The sequence below is a fragment of the Phormidium tenue FACHB-1050 genome (assembly GCF_014696925.1).
GTDB lineage: Bacteria > Cyanobacteriota > Cyanobacteriia > Pseudanabaenales > Pseudanabaenaceae > Pseudanabaena.
This window is the reverse complement of record NZ_JACJQY010000006.1, coordinates 56,554-72,881: the sequence shown is the minus strand read 5'-3', so window position 1 is coordinate 72,881 and position 16,328 is coordinate 56,554. Positions and strand designations below refer to the sequence as shown.

Sequence of the window (16,328 nt, the reverse complement as noted above, 5' to 3'; positions counted from 1 at the left end):
AGCAAACTAATCCAACATATAGTATGTATCCAGAATACTCCCTTGGCAAATATCTAACACTAAAAGATTTTTGTACTTGTACACAGACATATCGCAGATATTATGACAAAATTAATCCCTATCCACAAACCAATATCGAAGAAACCATATTAGCTCTGAAAAATTTACATCAATGGATTATTGATCCAGTCATTGACTATTTTGGGAAGGATAAATTTTGCTTGACCTATGGATTTTGCTCCCCTGACTTAAAAAAGTGGTTATCGAAGAAAGATCCTGTAACAGGGCAAAAAAACGGACGTGTTGCTCCAGAAATCGATCAACACATGGCTCATGAAATTAATAAAAAAGGCAATTACTACTGTTCCCGTTTAGGAGCAGCCTGCGATTTTAAAATCACAAACATTACCAGTAATATAATTGTAGATTGGATTTTGGCGAACCGATTGCCCTTTGATTCGCTATACTTTTATGGCTTAGAGCGATCGCTGCATATTAGCTATGGGTTTCAGCATAAGCGAGATATTCGGGCATTTAATGATCGCGGTGTTCCAACCCAAAAGGGTATTGAGAGTTGGGTTAAACTGGCAAAGCAAACTAAAGAGTAAATATGGTTCAGACTATCAACAGCAATACTTCTAGCGGCACGGAATTAATTTTTGCCCGGCATGAAACGTTTTATCCTCGGTATAGCTGGTTGAAAAAAGGATTTCAGGCAGTCAACGAAAATTCGGGGATTTTCCTAGAAGAAGATGCTCACATTCAGCTAGGGGTAGGCAAAAACATGGCGAAGGCAATTCGCTATTGGTGTGGGGCGTTTAAGTTGATTGAGGACGATCGCGATTGTCAACCATCACAATTTGGGAGGATGTTACTGGATGATGATGGTTATGATCCTTTTTTAGAAGATCCTGCTTCGTTGTGGTTGTTACATTGGCATTTGTTAAAGCAACCATGTAGAGCCACGGCTTGGTATGCTGCCTTTAATGCTTTACGTCAAGCTGAATTTACGTCTGAGGATTTGAAATTAGCATTGGTAAAGTATCGAGATGCTTTGGGAAATCGAACTGTTGAAGCCTCACTAAAAAAAGATGTGACTTGTTTATTGAGAATGTACGTTAAACAGGGCGATGTTATTAGTCTGAACGAAGACAATTTGGATTGTCCTTTCGCAGAGTTAGGCTTGATTCAAAGGGCAGGTGACTCATTACATTACGCATTTCGGATTGGGGCGAAACCAAGTCTCCATGCCGAAATTGTCGTTGCGACTTGTCTAGATTTTGCTGAGTCTCTTAGTAGTGGTCAAAGAACAATCTCCTTATCACGATTGTTATTTGATGAAGGCAGTCCAGGGATGGTGTTTAAACTGTCTGAGAGTGCGCTTTGTGATGCGATCGAGCAAGTAGCAAGGTGGTGTAATGCGATCGCATTATCGGAAAGTGCAGGCTCAATTCAGATGGCATTCACCCAAGCGCCAACCAAAGTCAGTCAAACAATCTTGAATAAATACTACAAACATTAAATGCTTAAGCTGTCAGAATATTTTCATTTAAATCGCCGCTATGCGAGATCGATAAATCTAGAGCGAGATCTTGATAACCCTAATTCAGTAAATGGTTATGTCTTAACCGATCGCTCTTTATATGCGCTCAAACAAATTTTGGTAGATGTGCCTGAATCTGAGCAAACTCAAGCGATTACACTAACAGGGGTATATGGTACGGGGAAATCAGCGTTTGCCCATTTTTTGGCTTGTCTATGTGCTGGCGAAACGGTAGTTAAGCAAGATGCTTTAGCGATCACTCAAAAAGCAATCACAGAAGCGGAATTTCAAAAATTAAATCATAATTTGCCTGAAAAGGGTTGCTTTAGGGCGATCGCTACGGCGCAAAGAGAACCTCTAGCACATACAATTATCCGAGCTTTGGATTATGGCGCAAGTCATTTTTGGAAGAAGAAGAGTAAGCCTGAGATCGCAACTCAGCTTGTAGATCTCGCTGTGGAAGTTAGGGCTGGTCATAAAGTCGATAGTAAAACTGCATTACAGCTAGTGCGAGAAGTAATTGCGACAGCCAAAACTGATGTGCTGTTAATTGTCGATGAGTTGGGCAAGAACTTAGAATACGCATCTCTACATCCAAATGAGGCAGATCTTTATCTTTTGCAGCAATTAGCAGAATTAAAACAAACTAATGGACAGAAGTTTTATCTAATTGGTTTATTACATCAGTCCTTTGCTGACTATGGTGATAGATTAGCTTCATTACAACGTAATGAATGGGCAAAGATTCAAGGGAGGTTTCAAGATATTCCTTTCACTGAATCAGCACGACAAATGACGAGGTTGATTGGACAGGCGATCTCCCGTTCTGGGGATAAATCTAATACTAAAAAATATGACGCGCTTATAGATAGTCAAGCAGAAGAATGGTGCGAAACTTTGCGATCGCAAGTTGATGATATTTCGCCTGAACTATTGGCGGCAGCGTATCCACTACATCCGATAACGGCTTTGGTGTTACCAATTCTTTGCACTCGATACGCCCAGAATGATCGCTCATTATTTACATTCCTAACTAGCTCCGAACCATACGCATTAAGGAGTCATCTAGATGAGTTTTGTCTAGATAAAGATTGTATTCCCACTTTAAAGTTAGATCGTGTCTACGATTATTTTATAGAAGCAGCAGGGATAGGATTAGCGAGCCGTCCACAATTACAAAAATGGGTGGAAATTCAGACTTTAGTGAGTGATGCTAGGAATTCTGATCCAGAGAGTTTGAAATTGCTCAAGACAGTGGGTATCCTCAATCTAGTCACCTCCACAGGCGGACTAAGAGCATCACGAGACTTGGTAATGTGGGCAATGTGTGATCACCCTAACGATCGCACATCACGAACATCAATTAGCCGTTTAATTGATGAATTTCTCAATCAAAAAGGGATTTTGCATCATCGAAAGAAAATTGATGAGTTAAGAATTTGGGAAGGCTCAGATTTTGATGTAGAAAGTGCGATTACTACTTACATTGAGAATGAGAGATCGCCTTTAGCCAAAATATTAGCTGATGTATCTAAGCTTAAGCCTGTAGTTGCTCAACGCCATAGCTATACAACAGGCACAACTCGCTATTTTGAGAGAATCTATCTAGATAACGATGTTAATTGGAATGAATTGTGTTGCTCAAATCATAGTTTTGATGGATTAATTGGTTATTGGGTAGGTGCAGAGCCGCCACAGTCCGTACCAGTCGAGACTGCGGATAAAAAACCTTTGATTGTGGTTAATTCTACTAATCTCAAACTTTTAGAAATATCGGCTTTAGAATATACAGCACTTCAGCAAATCCGTGCTAAGTATCCTGAAATAGAGCGGGATAAAGTGGCTGCTTTGGAAATTCGTCATCGCATGGTGCAAGCAGAAAGACTATTAGATGAGGCTTTAAGTCAGGCTTTTGCAGTCGGACAGCATCAAAATGTCTGTTGGATACAAGGCGATCGCGTTGTGATTAGTCGAGCAATTGACTTTAATTCTAAGCTGTCAGAAGTTTGCGATCGCGTTTATCACAAGGGCATGACTCTCTGGAATGAGTTGATTAACCGCCGTGAACTCAGTTCGCAGATGGTCAGAGCTTTACGGACGCTAATTCAAGCGATGTTAGATCATGGCGATCGTGAAGGATTAGGACTAAGTGGAAATGGTCCCGAAGTAAGTATTTACACCTCGGTATTACAGACAACGGGAATTCATCGAAAAGAAGATGGGCTTTTGGGATTTCATCCACCAAATTATCCCTTGATGAAATCAGTTTGGGAAGCAGTCGAAAATTTCTGCCTAGAATCTTTGGAAAAGCCGCGAACTGTCGATCAGCTTTATGCAATCTTAGATGCGCCGCCCTATGGGGTGAAGCGCGGTGTGATTCCGATTTTGTTGACAGCGGTGTTGTTAGATCACGTTGATGATGTCAGCGTCTATAAAGATGGAACTTTTATCCCAGTATTGGGAAGCGAACATTTTGAATTGTTGGTGAAGCATCCGCAGCGCTTTGCGGTGAAGCATTTTGAAATAGCGGGCTTGAGATCGCAGGTCTTCCGTGAGTTAGAAAATGTATTGCGATCGTCTAGTGCCAAATCGAGCGAGAAAAAGATCCCATCAAACGTTCGCAATGTCACGATGCTATCAGTAGTCAAGCCATTGTTCCAATTTGTAAAGAAGCTGCCTACTTACACCACAAAAACGACGCGCATGAGCACTGAAGCACAAGCAGTTGTCCAAACCCTCCAAAAGGCTCAAGAACCCGATTTACTCCTATTCCAATCTTTGCCTGTTGCTTGTGGACTAGCGGCGATCATTGCGGGTCAGGCTGATGACGGTACAACTGCAAAACAGTTTAAAAGTAAGTTAGTTCAGGTTTTACATGAAGTTCAAACTACTTACGATCGCTTACTTGCCGATTGTCAAAGCCTTTTGCATGAGGCTTTTGGAGTACGGCGAAGTAGTGAAAAGTTGCGGGAAGACTTGCAGGTTAGGGCGAGTTATTTGGTTGAATCTTGTTTGGAAAGGACATTGCGCCGATTTGTTTTGGCGGCTGCCGATGAAACTGCGGACGATCAACGATGGTTGGAGTCTTTGCTGATGATTGTGGTGGACAAGCCTGCGGAATCTTGGACTGATGCAGACATGACTAGTTTTGAACCAAAGCTTAGCGATTTAGCACGTCGCTTTATTAATCTTGAAGCCTTGCAAAAAGGGATGGTCGCCTCAAAAAACAAAGGATTTGATGCTCGTAGAATCACGATCGCTCGTCCTGATGGTCAGGAGGTTCATCGCTTGGTTTGGCTCGATCGCGAAGATAGCGATCGCCTCGAACCACTAGTAGAAAAAATCTTGAATGGAGCGCTCGTGCAAGGTAACGATCGTTTACAACAAGCTTTAATTGCCAAATTGGCTGAGAAAGTCTTGGGAGAGCAACAACTAGAAGATGTCAATCTAATTTCTACAAAGGTATCAAGTCAAAAGAGATCCCCAAAAAGCTCATAGATCGATTAAGCCTAAGCTAATTAGAATTGCATTGTTTACGCAGTCCATTAGCTGATCGGAGACAGCCCCTAGTCGCTTAACTAGGCGTTGTCTATCAATAGATCGGATTTGATTGAGTAAAACTACTGATGGATGGCTCAGTCCCCCTTCAGGTGGCGTGATTAAAACTTCTATGGGATATATCTCAGCATCAAATTGAGATGAGAGGGCAGCAACAATAGTAATCGGACTATGTTGATTAGAAATATTATTTTGGAGAACAAGTGCTGGACGAGTTTTTTGAATTTCTGAGCCAACTATGAGGTCAAAGTTTACTAGGTAAATTTCACCTCTCTTGGGAAATATTACCTGTTGGCGTTTTGCCATGATTCCTCATCAATATTAAACCAGTCTTGGGTAATGCCTAGATCTCTTTCGGCCCATCGGACTGCACCTTGTTTGAGCTTTTCCCTAAGATTTTCTTTTGCTTCGGCATTAATGTAGTACTTTACTGCTTGATCAATAAAATGACTACGATCGCCTTTTGGGGCTATGCGATCGAGTAACTGTAAGGTTTCATTAGGCAGCGTAATATTAATTCGTTGATACATAATTACCAATACTCACTAACTATATGTATCATACTATTAGTGTCTAAAAGTTTTTTCTGATTTATGAGTGATATATCTGGGGGTAACGATAAAAAAATAAAATAAAAAACTATAGCTCAGGCAATTTTAGAGGTAATGGGTGAGACAAATCGCCCAATGACTTCCCAAGAGATTTGTCAATTGATCCTAGAGAGAAATCTCTATCATTTTAATACAAATGATACCCAAGGAATGGTGTATAACGCTCTGTGGAGACATAGCAGCAAAACAAAAGATCATTCATCTCCTAATAAATACTTCTATAAAGATGGCAATAAATGGACTCTATTAGAACAAAATAATTCAAATAATACAGAATCAAATCTACAGATGATTGATTTTGAAGCATCTTTATATGATTACCTATTCGACTTGGAAGATTTAGAAAACAACTAATTATGACTAGACATATTTTAGGCTTATCAGGAGGGAAAGATAGTACAGCATTAGCAATTTTGATGCACAAAGAAGTCCCACAAATGGAGTATTTCTTTTGTGATACAGGCAAAGAACTTCCTGAAACATACGAGTATTTAGAAAGGATCAAGGCACGATTGGGAATCAAAATCGAGTATCTAAATGCTGAAAGAGATTTTGATCATTGGTTGGAAGTATTTAACGGTGTTCTACCATCGCCAAGAGTTAGATGGTGTACCCGCAAGCTTAAAATAGAACCTCTAGAAAAATTTGTAGGGGACGACAAAGCTATTAGTTATATTGGTATAAGAGCAGATGAAAATCGTGAAGGTTATGTATCTGCACAACCAAATATTTATCCGATCTATCCATTTAAAGAAAGAAGCTTAATCAAGGCTGATATTCTTCAGATTCTTGATGAAAGTGGAATTGGATTACCTAGTTACTATGAATGGCGAAGTCGATCAGGCTGTTCTTTTTGTTTTTTTCAGCGTAAATATGAATGGGTAAAACTCGCTGAAAAACATCCTGAAGAATTTGCTCAAGCTGTCGCTTATGAAAGAGATCACAAAGATGGAAGAACGTATACATGGACACAAGGAGAAACATTATTAGAACTTATTGCTCGTAAAAATGAAATCATTGCTGAACACGAAAAAGCTTTAACTAAAGAAAAGAAAATATCCCCACAACTTAGCCTTGCCGAAGTATTAGAATCAGTACTAGACGATGAAGATGACGAAATGCCTTGTTTAGCTTGCCATTTGTAACTAAATCTCTTGAGAGGACAGTTTTATGACCATCGCGATCGCCAAAACCACCAAAAACGCTAAGCCCAGAATCACCTTTACTGACTACCTGACTTACTTTGACGGGTCTGACACGAAATATGAATTAGTTGACGGAGAGCTTGTAGCAATGTCGTTAGGAACTGGTTTGCATGGGGAAACAATTGATCGTACATATCAAGCAATTAATGCCGAGATAAATCGTACTGCTCAACCGTGGATTGTTCGACAAGGACAAATAGGTGTACGTTGTCCTCGTGGCATCGGACTAGATACAGTCAGGATTCCTGATGTGGTGGTGATGCAGAGAAATGATTGGCAAGCTTTGCAGGAGCGTGAAGCTGTGATTGATTTTGATCTATCCGCACCATTACTTGTCATCGAAGTAATCAGCCCTTCCACAAAAAACATTGACTACCGAGCCAAACGTACTGAATATGCAGCCCGTGATATTCCTGAATATTGGATCATCGATCCGCTAGAGGCAAAAGTCACTGTCTTAATTAATTCCGATGGTTGGTATGACATAACTGAGTTCTTTGATAGCGATCGTATCATTTCACCAACTTTCCCAGAACTTGAGCTAACGCCCACATCTTTTTTTCCAATCTAAACCTGTACTAGGAGTACAGCATAATATTTTTCAAAAAATGCACACTTTGAGGTCTTGATTTTATGGCTAGATCAACAATTTATCCATCTTCAGAATGGATCAGTTTCTTAAGAAACTACGGGCCAATTCCCCGTAACGACAATATGTATGATGAGTCAATTCAAAGAGCATTAAAGCGTAAAAAAATTCAGCCGCCTATTTTTGAAACAGCCTACCTTTCTGATATTCTAAAAAATTTTCAATCCGAAAATCCAAAGTCGATCATTTTAACTGGAACTGCTGGAGATGGCAAAACCTACCAATGTAGAGAGATTTGGGAAACATTAGGTGGTTCATCTGAAGAGTGGGATCGTAATGAAAAAGTATATACGTTGATTTGTGCTAGCTATGAATTAGTGATTATCAAAGATCTTAGTAGTTTAACTCCCGAACAGCAAAATGAATATTTACCTCAAATGGCTTTAGCAATTACTAGTGAAATCAGGGAAAAAATTTACTTGATAGCTGCTAATGATGGGCAATTGGTAGAAGCCTGGTCAAGAATCAAAGACAACAAAGATGTTAAAAAGATAGGTCAAGTCATCGAAAATTTGCTTGTAGAAGATAGACAAGAGGAAGAAGGCTATAACATAAAGCTCTATAATCTCAGTCGTCAGAAGGCAGCAGAAATTTTTCCCCGTATCCTTGATGCTGTGTTGAAACATTCAGGATGGGCTTGCGATCGCTGCACCTATCAGCTTGATTGTCCAATTTGGCAAAATAAATCTCGCCTTGAAGGAACAGCGACTAATAGAACTACCCGAGAACGTCTTACTAACTTATTAGAATTGAGCGAACTCAATGAAATGCACTTGCCTGTGCGTCAGTTGCTCTTATTAGTGGCAAATGCGCTACTCGGTCATCCTGAGGCTAGGGAAAAGCTGCTATCTTGCAAAGAAATTCCCTCTATTTGCGAAAAAAGGAAAGCGCCGCTTGCCAGCCTCTATCGCAACATTTTTGGAGAGAATTTGGGCGATCGCAAACGCGAAACTACAGAAGTCTTTAAGGTCTTACGCAGTTTTAGTATCGGTACTGAAACAAGTAACCAGATCGACAATATTTTGATTTTTGGAGCTGATGATCCCGATCTGCGTTCACACTACAATACACTAGTGAGTTCTGATTCTTACTATGGCGCAAGTCTTAGTTACCAGATACAACAAAGTACATATTTAGAAGGTCGCGGAACGGGTAATCGAGAGGATGATTTCCTAAAAGCTCTACAAACTCAGAGACAAAGGTTATTCTTCATGCTACCTAATAACTATCCCATTGACTTAAAACTATGGAACCTCACAGTCTTCCAGTATGCAGGCGAGTATTTAAATGATGTCTGTAAAGTTCTGAAACAGGGAAAGAAGCTTCCTAAATTTATTGTTACCCGCCTAGTGCGGGGTCTTAACCGTATTTTTACGGGTCTACTTGTTAACAATGAAGACGATTTAATTCTTGCAACTTCTGGGAGTTACTCTCAAGCAAAGATTAGTCGGGTGTATGAGAAATCTATATCTGTGGCGAAAGATCGAGGTGAAAGTGTCTCTGTGGAACTCAATGTCAATAGAGTAATCCCTTTTTTAGTTGTTCGCCTCTCACAAGATATTGAACCTGTAAGTTTTAATCTAACGGTAACTCGATATGAGTATCTTAGTAGGGTAGCAGAAGGTGCTCTACCTAGCAGTTTTTCTCAAGAGTGTTATGAAGATGTTCTTGCTTTTAAGACACAGGTACTCAAGCATCTGGCAATTAGAAAAAAAGCTGAGAATGTAGAAGATGTAGAAGAGTCTATGAGTCTTCGTCTTTTGAAAGTTAATAATGATGGTATAGCAAGTCCTCGTACCTTTGAGGTGAATGTCTAATGTTAGAGTCACTACCACGCCCACATATCGAAAAGTCTCAACTCAACATGTGGGTTGATGAATCGATCTGGGGGCATCGACTATATGACGAGCAGACCCCTTGGCTTTGCATTTTGGAAATGTTATGTATTGTTCAATCAGAATCGGTAAGTGGCAAAGCCTTTATTGAAGAGGAAAAAAATAAACTTCAATACTCAATATATTTTCGCCTTCATCTTCGCAATATTTTATTTAATAATCCTCATATTGAAGCAATAACTTCAGAGTTTTTTGACGATGTGGAGCGATGGGAGGCTTGGATAGAGGAAATGTCGAAGAGCGTGGGTGGTATTGACTCTGTCGATTTCAGTTACTTAAAGAGTCGTTTTCCTTCATTCGATACCTTTGCTGAGATTGTAAAGTTTTTTCAAGCAAGTGCCATTGAAGGAGATAGTAACAAACGGTGGAGTTCAAAGTTTGTCTTCCCATATGGACCTGATTGTCTTTACGAAGATTTACGAATCAGTGGCTCGAATAAAACTAATGACCGACGATTTTTTGGCAGAACAGGAGAACTAGCGTATTTAATGCTATGTCGTAGCGGCAGGGGAGCAGAAATCCACTCCTATTTGCAAAAAATGGGTATTATTAGCAGTGAATATGCTACTAGCTATAAAGGATCGAAGTGGAATCAACTCGTTCTTGCTCTTCAACCCGATCAAGATCGTGAAGACAAACGATTGAGTAGTAGTCCTCCCTTTTTGCCTTATGCCTTCCTGCCAGAATATGAATCCTTAGCAGATGATTGGCTCAGCATTTTACGTTGCAACTTACCTGACTACGATGCATTACCCCACATTGTCACGATTACAGGCTTGCACCTTATTATCTATTTGTTAAAGCGTGCAAAATCTGTACTTCAAGATGTCCAAAAGCCGCTCTTTGTCCTTGAAATCGTTGCACCGAAAAAAACAAGCATTCGAGATATGGCGGCAAATGAGTATGAAAAGAATAACAGCCTGCCCAAGCAAGCAATCGAGGAATACATTCTTGGTACAACTAAACTCGAAGAATGGCAACAGTGTCTTGAATCGTTTAACCCCCTTGAAGGGGCAAAAGAGCTTTTAGAAAAACGCTTTGTTTGGACAAAAACCTCAGCAAATTCTCCCGATGAACTATTACTCAATCTTCGAGATGAGGCTGTTTCAAGACATAAACAACACCTCGCCAAATTTCATGGCACATGGTCAAAAGAAATTGGACTTTCCTCAAGACGGAGTAGTAGACGTACAAGGTATGCACCTACAGATGCTCTTTTAAAAACGCTTGTACTTACTTGTGTACCTCGTCGTATGGAATTTCAGGAGTTTCTGGCAAAGCTTTATGAAACATATGGTTTTGTCATTGGTGAAAAGCAGGCACAGAGTTTCATCGACTCAGGTGAAGCCGATCGCGAAGATTTTACGGCAAATGCGCTGAGGTTGGAGCGTCGTCTAGCTAGTATTGGTTTGCTCAAGCGCCTATCAGATGCTTGTGCTTATGTTCAGAACCCATTTGCGGCGGAGGTTTCTTAATGAAGGCAATCGATCTAATTGGACAAGTTGCAGCAGGATTTCTCAAGCGATCTATCAATATAGATGAGGCATCAGAAGGTGTCGCTCGCTATATGCTCGATCGCCTCACTGCCCAACAGGTAGCAGCGGTTTGCCATGCAATTCGGCAAGATACTCAGCTTGTGTGCCTTGTCAAAATTCAAGTGCCGCGATCACTTGTTGGAGATTACGGACTTCCTGAAGCGTTTCTGACAGATGAGAGGACTGTACATCTGCGTCACTCTCCCTGTGAACTTTCTGCACTTCTACTCGCCAATACAAGCGATGACGATCAAGCTCAGTCTCTTGGCGATATCACTTCTTTGGGGGCGCAAGAACTAAAAAGCCAAATTGACCTCTGGATAGACTGTGCAGCTAGAGATTTGCCGATCTCTGAAAACCACCTCAATTACTGGCGTAAGGCGATCGAGGGCTTACAGAAGGTTATTTCGCGAAGTCTAGAACAATTTGCTGAATATGTGGTTGAGACAAGATCGTACATTCAAGCAGAAGGTCTACCTATCCTTGATGCCTTGGGTAGAGCTTTACCTGCACTACACTTGCCATGTGACTCTGGTTACTTTGGTGCAATTCCAGAAACGCAGTTAGGTAAACTTCAACGGTGGGAAAAAGCCTTTCAGGAACTTAAATCAAAACGAGAATGCCTATTGGAAAAGCAGCGACCAAACCGCAAACCAATTGAAGAACAGGAATTGCGAGATGCTTTTGAGAAAGTCAAAGAAGATATTCCCGAAATTGCCCATCCTGCAATTTCAGCTTTCATAAACAGTTCGGCAGGTTGGAATACCGAATCTGAAGCACTAGCAAAGTTTGAGTGGGAAACCAACAGCATTAGCAGTCTTTTTTCTGGTTTGCAAACCCAAAAAACTGATCTTGCCTCACTAACGATTGACTTCTTCAGCGATGAATTTCCTGATGTTTTAACTGACTTAGAGGTACAGTATCTTAACGCCCTCAAGAAACGCAATAAGAAAGAAGCATTAGACGATGATCGAGAATTTTACGAAGCACATCGTCCTCGCCTTGAAGATAATCGTAAGCTAAAGGCTAAATGGGATAAGTTTGTCTACGGACAACCCATTGAATGTAATGATTTCTTGATTGGATTGTTACAGGCTTTCGAGCGGCTCTTCGATCAAGCTGACTCAGATGAAAGTATTAAATCCTTATCAATTTCGACTCAAAAAAGTTCTCGAAAAAGCGGTTGGTTGGAGTTAAATGCTAATATCGGACAGTATTTTTGTACTCGCTATCGTGGTATTGAGAAACTTACAAGTCCATATATTGAATGGGATACTCACTGGTTGTTCAAATACGATGGACTTCTTGAAAGTGAGAAAAAGAAACAGAAAAGCAAGTACAAAGAGAATACTTCTATTGCTAGATCGGCAATAGAAATTAAGTTTTATGTAGAAATGCGGGATAAAGATCGAAACCTTATTGCTAAGACACAACTAATCTGGAAAGGGAACCCCAATGCAATCGGGATGGAGCTTTACAGCGACCTGCTGCGCTTACACGAGAACTCTCCATTCCAAATCTCACAGGTGCAGCGCGAACTCGTTAGTAAGAAAGGCAAGCTTCAAGGCATTTCTCTTTCAGATGTGGGGACGTTATCACCTGGATACAACAGAGATCGCGGTTCATTAATTGGGAAGTATGAGCGCAAGAGCGAACTAGATAAACTTACCGACAAGCTTAAAAAATCAGCTAAGGAAGGAAAACTTCCCCAAGAAGCAGTACAGGAAATACTGGAAGCTTGGGAGCAGTTCAAAGCAATCTACAAACAAGCGATCGCTACTCTCGTCGAACCCACGGGTGAAGGAATTGCTAGCCCGACTCTTATACACCAATGCGAAGCGTATGGTAAATTACTCACACTTTTGCTAATCCATGCCAAAGGTGATAGTAATCGCTTGGAACTCTATCAGACGATTCTACATTTAGGTTGCGTACGTGTTGGTGGGATGCGAAAAGATCGAGGAAAGCCTGCGGCGATCGTTGCACCTTGGCAGCCACTAAGACTGGCTGCTATTGCTGTTAAAACTCGCCAACTCGCAGGATTGCTTAGGCATATCCTTTCAGAATCTGAGGTCAATTTTGGAGACTCTCGTCTATTCTTTGCCGATTTACGGAATGACCTACTCCATCCCCATGCTCCAGAAGTAAGTGTAGGCTATCAAGGTCGAGAGCCAAAAATCCTTGCGGTCTCCGATACAGTCAATGATTATAGCCTTATGGAACCTCCCATCAAAGACGAAACAGACCGTAGTACACATGAAGATCCAACTGATGCTGCGGAAAAGTTATTAAGGTTGATAAATCGCTATGTTGAACTCCTTCCTCATGAAAAGGCTAACTTGAGTGTTGTACTCTATCAAACTGATTCTGTAAAGCTGCCACTAGCAATCGTCAATAAGCTCGGCGATGCTTTGCAAGAAGAAGGCGAAGAAGTTCGCTGTCAAGTTATTTTGCGCCACCGCGATCCAACTAAACTCGCACAGCTTTATGAGCAAATGATCGAAAGTTCTGATGTCGATCCTGATGCTTTCATTGCTAGTGAAGTATCTCAGGATTTTATGGCACGGCTGCGAATTAGTGTCATGCCCAAAAATATTCCACCGGCTAATCCCCAAGACGGGAAATTTGCTGACATCGTTTTCTTACAGGATGCCATCTCGCGACAAGCACGAGTTATTTGGCAACCTACTCCATTTGATGAAACTTCGCCAAACATGCTGACCTATTTCCCTGCCCGATGGTCTCGTAAACGACCTGCTCCGTCTGATGAAATGCGTTCCACCGTCTACCTTACATGCCCTAAACAATTTGATGTTGGGCAGGCTTACCTTGATGCTGTCTACAGTATTATCGAAGGTAAGGACTTGCAAGATAATCAACATTTCCTGCCTGCGCGTCAGATATCTTTTCAAGACGAACAAACAAGAACAATTTTTGACGAAACTCATCGATTGGGTGAATGGGTCGTAAATTACGATGACTTACTCGAACGACGACAATTGGTCAATCAAGGGGTCAAGGTGATTCGTTATCAACAGCATCGCACCGACGAGCGTAATTTCCTTGTCTCTTCTTCTGCTTCGCTAAATCTATTAGAGGTTTTAGTCCGTAAGCGGTTAGAAGCGCTCAACCTTGGCATTGAGAGTAATCGAATTGATAAGCTCGTGCAAAGCTTTATTGATGAGGCAAATACTCTCTCTGGCGACATAGTATTACGGGCTGCTAAGTGTGGCATATTTGCAAGTGAATTGATGGGAGTTGTATTGAGCAAAGCGATCGTCACAGAAGAAATTGGCAAGAAATATCCTATCGGTTGGTATTTTCTTGATGATTACGCTTCATGGCTGGGACAAAAAGAAGGACAAATTGCAGACATTATGGCAATTTCACCCCAGTATATCGATGGTCAGCCCGTGCTGAAGATCGTCATTGCTGAAGCCAAGTATGTTGATATTTCAGGGGTAGCCGATGCTCGTAAGACTTCCCAGAATCAGCTTCGCGATACAGTCTATCGTATTGCTGATGCTCTTTTTATTAGCCCAGGTCGTCTCGATCGCGATCTGTGGCTATCTCGTCTCAGCGATCTCATGCTAGAAGGTATAGAATTTAGTGCTAATACGATGCTGCCCATCGAACAGTGGCGCGAAGGCTTACGTACAGGAACAATTCGTATCGACTTGTCTGGTTATTCTCACGTTTTTGTTTCAGGCATGAATGATAGCAATATTGAAAGCGAAAGGATTTTCATTCAAAAGGTCGATCGCTGTTTTCAGGAAACCTACGATCGCGAGTCTGTGAGAAAACTGGTACTTGCCCATGAGTCTAAACAATCTCTGTTTACAGTGCGTGAGTTGATTGGCGACGATAAGCCTTGGTTAGTTTCTCAACCATTGTTCCCTGCTAATCGAGTGACTTGGGTGCTAGACATCGAATCTACTAGTGCAATGCCCGATAAAATTACAAGTGTTGAGATAGCTCAACATGAAAAAGATATTCCTACTCCAGAGATTAAAAAAGATGTAGGCGATAAGGCGATTCCATCATCGCCATCTCAGAATGAACCGACGGTAAATGTTACTACTGGAAGTCATACATCTGTGTCTGCTACTACGAAAGATGAATCTAACTGGGCTAGTCCCGCACTTGTAGCATGGTGGCAACAGGCACAAACGAGTCATAGCGATGCTGTAGCTGAGCAATGGTTGATTGATACTGCCACTAAGCTTAAAACAGCTCTAATGGGCTACAATTTACAGGCAAAAGTCTTGGGACAAAGACTTACCCCTAATGCTGCAATTGTGCGCCTTAAAGGTACTGACAACCTAGGAATTATAGACATTGAGAAGAAGCGATCGCCTATCTTAACTACTCATGGGCTACAAATCATTAATCTCACAGCTCAACCTGGAGAAATTCAAGTTGCAATCGCTCGTCCCCAACGTCAGACCATCTATCTCGGGGAAGTCTTAGCGCGACGTAAGCTCAACCGCTCAATCGCAAGAGTTAACTTGAGTTTTGTGATCGCAGTTAAAGAACTTGATGGCGAACTGTTGTACCTAAACTTAGGCAGTAACTTTGAAAATCTTCAGCAGCACGCACCTCATACGCTTATTGCTGGCGCAACAGGAAGCGGTAAATCAGTGCTGCTAAGAAACTTGCTCCTAGATATTGCAGCCACAAACTCACCCGATCTCGTCAACATCTACCTAATTGACACTAAATCAGGTGCTGACTACTTCCCCTTTGAAGACCTACCTCATTTTCCTGAAGGTATTATCATCGAGCAAGAACGAGCGATCGCTATTTTCGATCAGATTGTTGAAGAAATGGATCGCCGCTACAAGCAATTCCGAGATCAAAAGGTTAACAGCTTGTCAGCATATAACCTGAAAGTAGAAAAGAAACTGCCTTTTATCTTTCTCGTTCACGATGAGTTCGCTGATTGGATGCTGGTTGAAGAATATAAAAATGCTATCTCTGCTGCTGTACAACGCTTAGGAGTAAAAGCTAGAGCCGCTGGCATTCACCTAATTTTTGCTGCTCAACGTCCTGATAACAGTGTGTTCCCGATGCAATTACGCTCAAATCTTGACAACCGACTTATTCTGAAAGTCGCTGATGAAGGTACATCTGAAATTGCACTTGGACGCAAAGGAGCAGAATATTTGCTAGGTCGAGGGCATCTAGTAGCCCGTCTTTCTAGCGAGCCCGAACTTATCTACGCTCAAGTTCCATTTTTGAGCGATGAAGAATTTCCTATATTAGTAGATATAGTGAGATCATTAGCCAACTTGACCTAATGTGTTTTCTATAAACTATTGAATCAATTGAA

The 16,328-nt window shown here is 41.2% G+C and carries 11 protein-coding genes; 9 read left to right on the top strand and 2 right to left on the bottom strand.

What is annotated here, in order from left to right; translation table 11 throughout:
• The first annotated feature begins 23 nt into the window (after positions 1 to 23).
• Genes H6G05_RS05825 through H6G05_RS05815 form a run of 3 tightly spaced genes read left to right on the top strand, consistent with a single transcriptional unit; the run spans position 24 to position 5,041 of the window.
• The gene (locus H6G05_RS05825; RefSeq protein WP_190577130.1) at positions 24 to 608 is read left to right on the top strand and encodes a hypothetical protein; all 585 of its coding nucleotides are present in this window, start codon (positions 24 to 26) and stop codon (positions 606 to 608) included.
• Positions 609 to 610: 2 nt separating this feature from the next.
• Positions 611 to 1,522 (top strand): DUF4007 family protein, encoded by a 912-nt coding sequence (locus H6G05_RS05820; protein ID WP_190577128.1) that lies wholly within the window; start codon positions 611 to 613, stop codon positions 1,520 to 1,522.
• Positions 1,523 to 5,041, top strand: a complete 3,519-nt coding sequence (locus H6G05_RS05815) for a hypothetical protein (protein ID WP_190577126.1) — start codon at positions 1,523 to 1,525, stop codon at positions 5,039 to 5,041.
• Here the strand turns inward: H6G05_RS05815 and H6G05_RS05810 are convergent.
• The gene (locus tag H6G05_RS05810; protein WP_126390984.1) at positions 5,036 to 5,407 is read right to left on the bottom strand and encodes a type II toxin-antitoxin system PemK/MazF family toxin; all 372 of its coding nucleotides are present in this window, start codon (positions 5,405 to 5,407) and stop codon (positions 5,036 to 5,038) included. The genes H6G05_RS05815 and H6G05_RS05810 overlap by 6 nt on opposite strands.
• Entirely contained in the window at positions 5,386 to 5,631 is a 246-nt protein-coding gene (locus H6G05_RS05805; RefSeq protein WP_055073591.1) for a ribbon-helix-helix domain-containing protein, read from the bottom strand. The genes H6G05_RS05810 and H6G05_RS05805 overlap by 22 nt, the downstream gene beginning before the upstream one ends.
• Before the next feature lie 135 nt (positions 5,632 to 5,766).
• Here H6G05_RS05805 and H6G05_RS05800 point away from each other — a divergent pair, with 135 nt between their 5' ends.
• The 6 genes from H6G05_RS05800 to H6G05_RS05775 all read left to right on the top strand — a co-directional run bounded on the left by H6G05_RS05800 (position 5,767) and on the right by H6G05_RS05775 (position 16,296).
• On the top strand, positions 5,767 to 6,066 hold the full coding sequence (locus H6G05_RS05800; protein ID WP_190577124.1) for a hypothetical protein: 300 nt from the start codon (positions 5,767 to 5,769) through the stop codon (positions 6,064 to 6,066).
• Positions 6,067 to 6,068: 2 nt separating this feature from the next.
• Complete coding sequence (locus H6G05_RS05795) at positions 6,069 to 6,857, top strand: phosphoadenosine phosphosulfate reductase family protein (RefSeq protein WP_055073593.1); 789 nt, start codon at positions 6,069 to 6,071, stop codon at positions 6,855 to 6,857.
• 25 nt (positions 6,858 to 6,882) lie between these two features.
• Positions 6,883 to 7,488 carry a Uma2 family endonuclease gene (locus tag H6G05_RS05790; RefSeq protein WP_055073594.1) on the top strand — a complete coding sequence of 202 codons (606 nt, stop codon included), beginning with the start codon at positions 6,883 to 6,885 and terminating at the stop codon, positions 7,486 to 7,488.
• Positions 7,489 to 7,550: 62 nt separating this feature from the next.
• On the top strand, positions 7,551 to 9,383 hold the full coding sequence (locus H6G05_RS05785) for a hypothetical protein (protein ID WP_055073595.1): 1,833 nt from the start codon (positions 7,551 to 7,553) through the stop codon (positions 9,381 to 9,383).
• Positions 9,383 to 10,936 (top strand): hypothetical protein, encoded by a 1,554-nt coding sequence (locus tag H6G05_RS05780; RefSeq protein ID WP_126390976.1) that lies wholly within the window; start codon positions 9,383 to 9,385, stop codon positions 10,934 to 10,936. The genes H6G05_RS05785 and H6G05_RS05780 overlap by 1 nt, the downstream gene beginning before the upstream one ends.
• Positions 10,936 to 16,296, top strand: a complete 5,361-nt coding sequence (locus tag H6G05_RS05775; protein ID WP_190577122.1) for an FtsK/SpoIIIE domain-containing protein — start codon at positions 10,936 to 10,938, stop codon at positions 16,294 to 16,296. Before H6G05_RS05780 ends, H6G05_RS05775 begins: the two co-directional genes overlap by 1 nt.
• The last annotated feature ends 32 nt before the right edge of the window (positions 16,297 to 16,328 follow it).

What these genes read in the sequence shown, in the direction of transcription:
- H6G05_RS05775 (WP_190577122.1), top strand. Translation starts at nt 10,936, where the DNA reads ATGAAGGCAATCGATCTAATTGGACAAGTTGCAGCAGGATTTCTCAAG.
- H6G05_RS05810 (WP_126390984.1), bottom strand. Translation starts at nt 5,407, where the DNA reads ATGGCAAAACGCCAACAGGTAATATTTCCCAAGAGAGGTGAAATTTAC.
- H6G05_RS05780 (WP_126390976.1), top strand. Translation starts at nt 9,383, where the DNA reads ATGTTAGAGTCACTACCACGCCCACATATCGAAAAGTCTCAACTCAAC.
- H6G05_RS05825 (WP_190577130.1), top strand. Translation starts at nt 24, where the DNA reads ATGTATCCAGAATACTCCCTTGGCAAATATCTAACACTAAAAGATTTT.
- H6G05_RS05800 (WP_190577124.1), top strand. Translation starts at nt 5,767, where the DNA reads ATGGGTGAGACAAATCGCCCAATGACTTCCCAAGAGATTTGTCAATTG.
- H6G05_RS05805 (WP_055073591.1), bottom strand. Translation starts at nt 5,631, where the DNA reads ATGTATCAACGAATTAATATTACGCTGCCTAATGAAACCTTACAGTTA.
- H6G05_RS05790 (WP_055073594.1), top strand. Translation starts at nt 6,883, where the DNA reads ATGACCATCGCGATCGCCAAAACCACCAAAAACGCTAAGCCCAGAATC.
- H6G05_RS05815 (WP_190577126.1), top strand. Translation starts at nt 1,523, where the DNA reads ATGCTTAAGCTGTCAGAATATTTTCATTTAAATCGCCGCTATGCGAGA.
- H6G05_RS05785 (WP_055073595.1), top strand. Translation starts at nt 7,551, where the DNA reads ATGGCTAGATCAACAATTTATCCATCTTCAGAATGGATCAGTTTCTTA.
- H6G05_RS05820 (WP_190577128.1), top strand. Translation starts at nt 611, where the DNA reads ATGGTTCAGACTATCAACAGCAATACTTCTAGCGGCACGGAATTAATT.
- H6G05_RS05795 (WP_055073593.1), top strand. Translation starts at nt 6,069, where the DNA reads ATGACTAGACATATTTTAGGCTTATCAGGAGGGAAAGATAGTACAGCA.